6 protein-coding genes are annotated in these 5,458 nt (G+C 42.0%); 4 read left to right on the top strand and 2 right to left on the bottom strand.

What is annotated here, in order from left to right:
- From AAGC65_RS24610 to AAGC65_RS24595, 4 genes are all read left to right on the top strand, one after another.
- The coding region (locus AAGC65_RS24610) for an AIR synthase-related protein (RefSeq protein WP_343115115.1) at window positions 1-669 on the top strand (669 nt) is incomplete at its 5' end.
- Window positions 669-1,058, top strand: coding sequence for a VOC family protein (locus tag AAGC65_RS24605; RefSeq protein WP_343115114.1), 390 nt, complete (start codon window positions 669-671; stop codon window positions 1,056-1,058). The genes AAGC65_RS24610 and AAGC65_RS24605, both read left to right, overlap by 1 nt.
- A 53-nt stretch (window positions 1,059-1,111) precedes the next feature.
- Window positions 1,112-1,816 (top strand): methyltransferase, encoded by a 705-nt coding sequence (locus tag AAGC65_RS24600; protein ID WP_343115113.1) that lies wholly within the window; start codon window positions 1,112-1,114, stop codon window positions 1,814-1,816.
- Window positions 1,817-2,057: 241 nt separating this feature from the next.
- On the top strand, window positions 2,058-2,555 hold the full coding sequence (locus AAGC65_RS24595; protein ID WP_343115112.1) for a metallophosphoesterase family protein: 498 nt from the start codon (window positions 2,058-2,060) through the stop codon (window positions 2,553-2,555).
- 99 nt (window positions 2,556-2,654) lie between these two features.
- Here the strand turns inward: AAGC65_RS24595 and rnhA are convergent, their stop codons facing one another.
- Both rnhA and AAGC65_RS24585 read right to left on the bottom strand, forming a co-directional pair.
- The gene (gene rnhA / locus AAGC65_RS24590) at window positions 2,655-3,116 is read right to left on the bottom strand and encodes a ribonuclease HI (RefSeq protein ID WP_343115111.1); all 462 of its coding nucleotides are present in this window, start codon (window positions 3,114-3,116) and stop codon (window positions 2,655-2,657) included.
- Between the two features lie 99 nt (window positions 3,117-3,215).
- Window positions 3,216-5,318 (bottom strand): cation-translocating P-type ATPase, encoded by a 2,103-nt coding sequence (locus AAGC65_RS24585; RefSeq protein WP_343115110.1) that lies wholly within the window; start codon window positions 5,316-5,318, stop codon window positions 3,216-3,218.
- Window positions 5,319-5,458 lie beyond the last annotated feature (140 nt).

Genomic DNA, 5,458 nt, shown 5'->3' with positions numbered 1-5,458 from the left:
ATTAAAGGTATGGGCGATGCCTGCCGTAAGTTTGAAACCCCGGTTACCGGTGGTAACGTAAGTTTCTACAATCAGTCAGCCGATGGTGGTTCTGTATTCCCTACACCAACTATTGGTATGTTGGGTGTGATGGATAATGTAGATAATATCATGACCGCCAACTTTAAACAACCTGGCGATCTGATCTACTTAATAGGCGAATCTGTAAATGATATTGCTTCGTCACAATACTTAGCTTCATGGCACAAGGTTTTGAAAGCGCCTGCTCCGTATTTTGATATCGATAAAGAATACGATATGCAGCAAACTGTAAAAGGTTTGATCAAGCATCGTGTTATTGAATCGGCACATGATGTGGCCGATGGTGGTTTATACATTGCTCTTTTAGAAGCTGCTATGCCAAACGGTTTAGGTTTTGATATCGAAACCGATGATACTATCCGCAAAGATGCTTTCCTTTTTGGTGAAGCGCAGGGCAGGGTAGTGGTAACCGTAGCACCTGAAGAGCAGGAACGCTTTGTTGAATTTATGGCTACCAGTGCAACGGAATTTAGCTTATTGGGTACTGTAAATAACGGTTTCCTGAATGTTGACGGAGAAGCATTTGGTCATGTTACCGACCTGAAAATGGTTCACAGCAATGTATTACATACTATTTTAGGCGAATAATGTTAAAACTAAACCGGGTACATCATATAGCCATTATTTGTGCCGACTACCAAAAGTCGAAACATTTTTATACGGAGATACTGGGTTTAAATATAGTTCGTGAGGTTTATCGCGAAGAACGACAATCATACAAGCTTGATCTGGAAGTGGGCAACCTCTACCAGATCGAGCTTTTTTCTTTTCCGGAGCCGCCAGCACGCCCCTCGCGTCCGGAAGCTGTTGGTCTGCGTCATTTGGCCTTTGAGGTTGACGCGCTGGACGAAGCTATAGCTCATCTGAATAATTTTGCTGTAGAAACGGAGCCTATCCGTATTGATGAATTTACTGGCAAACGCTTCACCTTTTTTACCGACCCCGATGGCCTGCCACTGGAGCTTTACGAAAAGTAAGCTCCTCTAAATCCCCCCTAAAGGGGAGACTTTCAAAATTTATATCTTCGTTGATGTTTCGCTTTAAACAATTCAGTGTTGACCAAACCGGCTGCGCCATGAAGATCAATACTGATGGAGTGCTGCTTGGTGCACTGGCCGATTTTAAACAACCATCATCCATTTTAGATATTGGCACCGGCACCGGTGTAATTGCCCTGATGCTGGCTCAACGTTTTCCATTAGCTCAAATTGATGCTGTAGAGATTGATGAAGGTGCTGCCGCAACGGCTGCCGGCAATTTTCTAAATTCACCTTTTTCGGAAAGGTTAACCTTATATCCACGGGCTTTTGAAGATTTATTTAATAGTCATCCGGAAAAAAAGTATGATCTGATTGTTTCCAATCCACCATTTTATATTAATTCATTACAATCACCGAGAGATAAAAAGAACTTAGCCAAACATGCCGGTGATGGCTTTTTTGATAGGCTTTTGCAAGGTATGTATACTCATCTTACCGAAAATGGTGTTTGCTGGCTCATATTGCCTCCCGAAACCGGTCTGCTGGTTAAAAAGATAGCTGCGCAATATGGGCTTCATCATCAAAAAACGATTAACCTACGCTCCTTTAAAGCTGATGATGCGCACAGGGAAATACTGATTTTAGGTTTTAATGATTGGCAAACCGAAGAGGAACAATTGGTGATTTACGATGCTCCTAAGGTTTATAGCAAGGAATATCAGGAAGTATTGAAAGACTTTCTGACGATTTTTTGAGCTTATTACCTTATTTGTCATCCTAAGGAACGAAGGATCTAACGGTGAGTAGATTCTTCGTTCCTTAGGATGACAAGTTTTTATAATATTGATTGACATGCTCTGCTTAAACACTTACGAAGTTTTTAAAACTTCGTAAGTGTGCTCGGTGCAAGCTTTTTGGTGTTTACTACGTTGCATTCCCAATTGACAGTTTTATAATTTCATCTCGAATCTTACCTCTTGTATCTATATTTACACCATGACTCGCATTGGCTTAATATCCGACACCCACAGTTACCTTGACGATGCCGTTTTTAAGCATTTTGACCAATGTGATGAGATTTGGCACGCAGGCGATTTTGGTACCCTGGAGCTGGCCGATAAGCTTGCTGCTTTTAAACCTTTAAAAGGTGTATATGGTAATATTGATGGTAAAGACATAAGATTGGTTTACTCCGAAAATTTGCGCTTTAACTGTGAGGGCGTTGATGTATGGATGACCCACATTGGCGGTTATCCCGGCAAATACAGCCCGGCAGTAAAAAAGGAAATTTATTTGAACCCACCCAAACTGTTCATCTCCGGGCACTCACACATATTAAAAGTAATGCCCGATAAAACCATTGGCTGCCTGCATCTTAACCCGGGAGCGGCTGGGCAGCAAGGCTGGCATAAGGTACGTACCCTGATGCGTTTCACCATCAATGCCGATAAAATTCAGGATCTGGAAGTGATTGAGTTGCAGGGGAGATGGTGATTGGTATTGGTATCAAGTAGTTAGTATCAAGTATCAAGATTTTAGTTCGATGCTGATAACACACAAAGAGGCTTGATACCTGATACTAACTACTTGATACTAATTTTTAGCATTCTCCACCTCAAAAACTGAATCGATCAATAGTTGCTTTTGTTTGCCGGCGGCTACCGCCAGTTCATCGCAGCGCTCATTTTCCGGGTGACCGTTGTGGCCGCGTACCCAGGTAAATTTAACCTGGTGCTGTTTACTAATGTCGAGATAGCGCAACCACAGGTCTTTATTTTTTTTACCCGCAAAGCCCTTTTGCAGCCAGCCATTCAGCCAGCGCTTTTCAATAGCATCGATCACATATTTAGAGTCGGAAAATATCATAACCTGTTGGTTAGGCGTTTTTAACGCCTCCAAACCTTTGATCACGGCAAGTAGCTCCATGCGGTTGTTGGTAGTTTTGCGAAAACCTTCAGAAAGCTCTTTGTAGTGCTTTCCCGCACGCAAAATTACCCCATACCCCCCCGGACCGGGATTGCCGCTTGATGCTCCGTCTGTAAATATTTCGATCATAGTTTAGTCTATAGACCATAGTTAATGGCCCATAGCAGCAAAAATAAGAAACTTTGTATGATATAAGGCTTTAAGGAAACACAATCCCCAAGCTATGACCTATCGACTATCGACTTTCTTAATCTTCAGCCTCAATGAGTTGCCAATAACCACTACATCAGAAAAAGCCATCGTGAAAGCTCCAACCATTGGGTTTAAAAAACCAAGGGCGGCAATAGGTATAGCAATAATATTGTATGCAAAGGCCCAGAAAAGGTTTTGCTTAATGGTGAGCAGCGTATGCTTACTGATCTGCAGGAATTTTATTACTGATTGCAAGTCGGTATTCAACAACACCACACTGGCCGATTGTATGGCTACATGGCTGGCATCATTCATGGATATGCCAACATCGGCTTTAACCAGGGCGGGAGCATCATTGATACCATCGCCAATCATGATGGTTTTACCTTTTTGTTTGTAAATATCAATGACCTTCAGCTTTTCGTCAGGTAGTTTTTCGGCATGCACATCTTTATCTTTTATACCTATCGCTTCAGCTACTTTTAAACAGCGATCTTTTTTATCGCCGCTTAGGAGGATAGGCCTAATACCCATTTTTTTGAGCTGGGATATCAGGGTTGCCGTTTCTGGCTTTATTTCATCATCGATAGCTATTTGTGCCAGTAATTGTTGATTTTTATAGAGCGACAGGTTAAAGTGATCGTCTTTATTAAGTTTGGCAGTCCCTAAAAAGTAGTTATTGCCATCAATGTCTTCAGCACGCATGCCTAAACCACGTTCTTCCCGGGCTACTTTTAAAATTACTTTGAGGCGGGGAAGGTTCTTTAATCCGCTTATCAACGACCGCGCGATAGGATGGTTTGATCTTTCTTCAATAGCAAAGATAATACCCCTGATGAGCTCAATATCCACTCCGGTTTCGGCCTTTATTTCATTAATGTGGAATTTGCCGGTGGTTAAAGTTCCTGTTTTGTCAAAAACTACATATTTGGTATGAGCTACGGCTTCAATGGTATCACCACCTTTGATCAGGATGCCATTTTTGGCCGCGCGACCTAAACCTACCATAACTGCCGTTGGTGTGGCCAAGCCCATAGCGCATGGACATGAAATAACCATAACCGCAATGGCGTTCATCAGCGCGTGTTGTAAACCAGCCTGACCGACGTAATAAGTCAATATAAAGGTAAGCAGCGCGATGCTCAACACGGCAGGTACAAATATGGAAGCTATTTTATCGCCCAGTTTTTGTATAGGTGGCTTGGCGGCCTGCGCCTTTTTCATCAGATCGATGATCTGCGATAGGATGGTGTTTGAACCAACTTTGGTGGCCAGCATATGTATATTGCCATTGACAAGAATAGTGCCGCCAATAACCTTATCGTACTTTTGTTTTTCTACCGGTAAACTTTCACCAGTAAGCATAGCCTCGTCAACAGAGGCGGTGCCTGAAAGTATCTCGCCATCAACCGGGATCTTATCACCCTGGTTAACGAGAAGCGTATCTCCGGGCCTTACCTCTTTAGCGTTAATTGTCTCAATACCGCCGTTAATAACCCGGTTGGCATTAACGTGCTGAAATTTGATCAGATCTTTTACAGCCGAGGTAGTTTGATGGACGGAACGTTTCTCAAAAACGTTGCCCAGCAGCACCAGGGTTATAATAGTAGCACAAGTTTCGTAAAACTGATATTGCGGCCCTAAATGCTTTAGCGTACCAGTAAGGCTATAAACAAAGGCCGAGGTAGAACCAATAAATATCAGTACATCCATATTGGGTAACCCGGCTTTTATTGAGCTAAACGCGCTTTTGCCAAAATGCAGGCAACCCACAATAAAAACAGGCAGGCATAATATTAATTGGGTTGCAGGCTGGTGTAAAAAATGCCAGGGCAGCGCCATTGCAAGCAGGAGTGGGGCAGTAAATAGGGCACAAAACAAAAATTTGTTCTCTATTTTTTGATAAAATGCCGGCTGATGCTGAGAAATATCATCAATAATTTTAAAGCCTAAATTTTCTATCCCCTTTTTTATTTCGGGTAACTGGCTGCTATCGGCGGTTGAAAATTTCACCTCCTCGCTGGCAAAGTCAACCAGTATGTTATGTAATCCTCTTTTTTCGAGTAGTTTATGAACAGATAACGCGCAATTATTACAATGCATTCCTGTTACATTCAGTTCAATTAATTGCTCAGCCATAAATACAAAAATAATGATAAATTAAAATCGTTCTAAATTTGGCAGGTAAAGTGAATGTAATTTTAAAAAGAGTTTGCAAATAGTAATAAGATTTCTATTTTTGCACTCTCCAAACGGTAGATGTAGCTCAGTTGGTTAGA

The organism is Mucilaginibacter sp., assembly GCF_039207105.1.
Classification (GTDB): Bacteria; Bacteroidota; Bacteroidia; order Sphingobacteriales; family Sphingobacteriaceae; genus Mucilaginibacter.
This window is presented reverse-complemented; position numbering and strand designations above follow the sequence as displayed.

Bases quoted from the DNA above. Each gene is read 5' to 3' on its own strand.
- AAGC65_RS24605 (WP_343115114.1), top strand. From the start codon at position 669: ATGTTAAAACTAAACCGGGTACATCATATAGCCATTATTTGTGCCGAC.
- AAGC65_RS24600 (WP_343115113.1), top strand. From the start codon at position 1,112: ATGTTTCGCTTTAAACAATTCAGTGTTGACCAAACCGGCTGCGCCATG.
- AAGC65_RS24595 (WP_343115112.1), top strand. From the start codon at position 2,058: ATGACTCGCATTGGCTTAATATCCGACACCCACAGTTACCTTGACGAT.
- rnhA (WP_343115111.1), bottom strand. From the start codon at position 3,116: ATGATCGAAATATTTACAGACGGAGCATCAAGCGGCAATCCCGGTCCG.
- AAGC65_RS24585 (WP_343115110.1), bottom strand. From the start codon at position 5,318: ATGGCTGAGCAATTAATTGAACTGAATGTAACAGGAATGCATTGTAAT.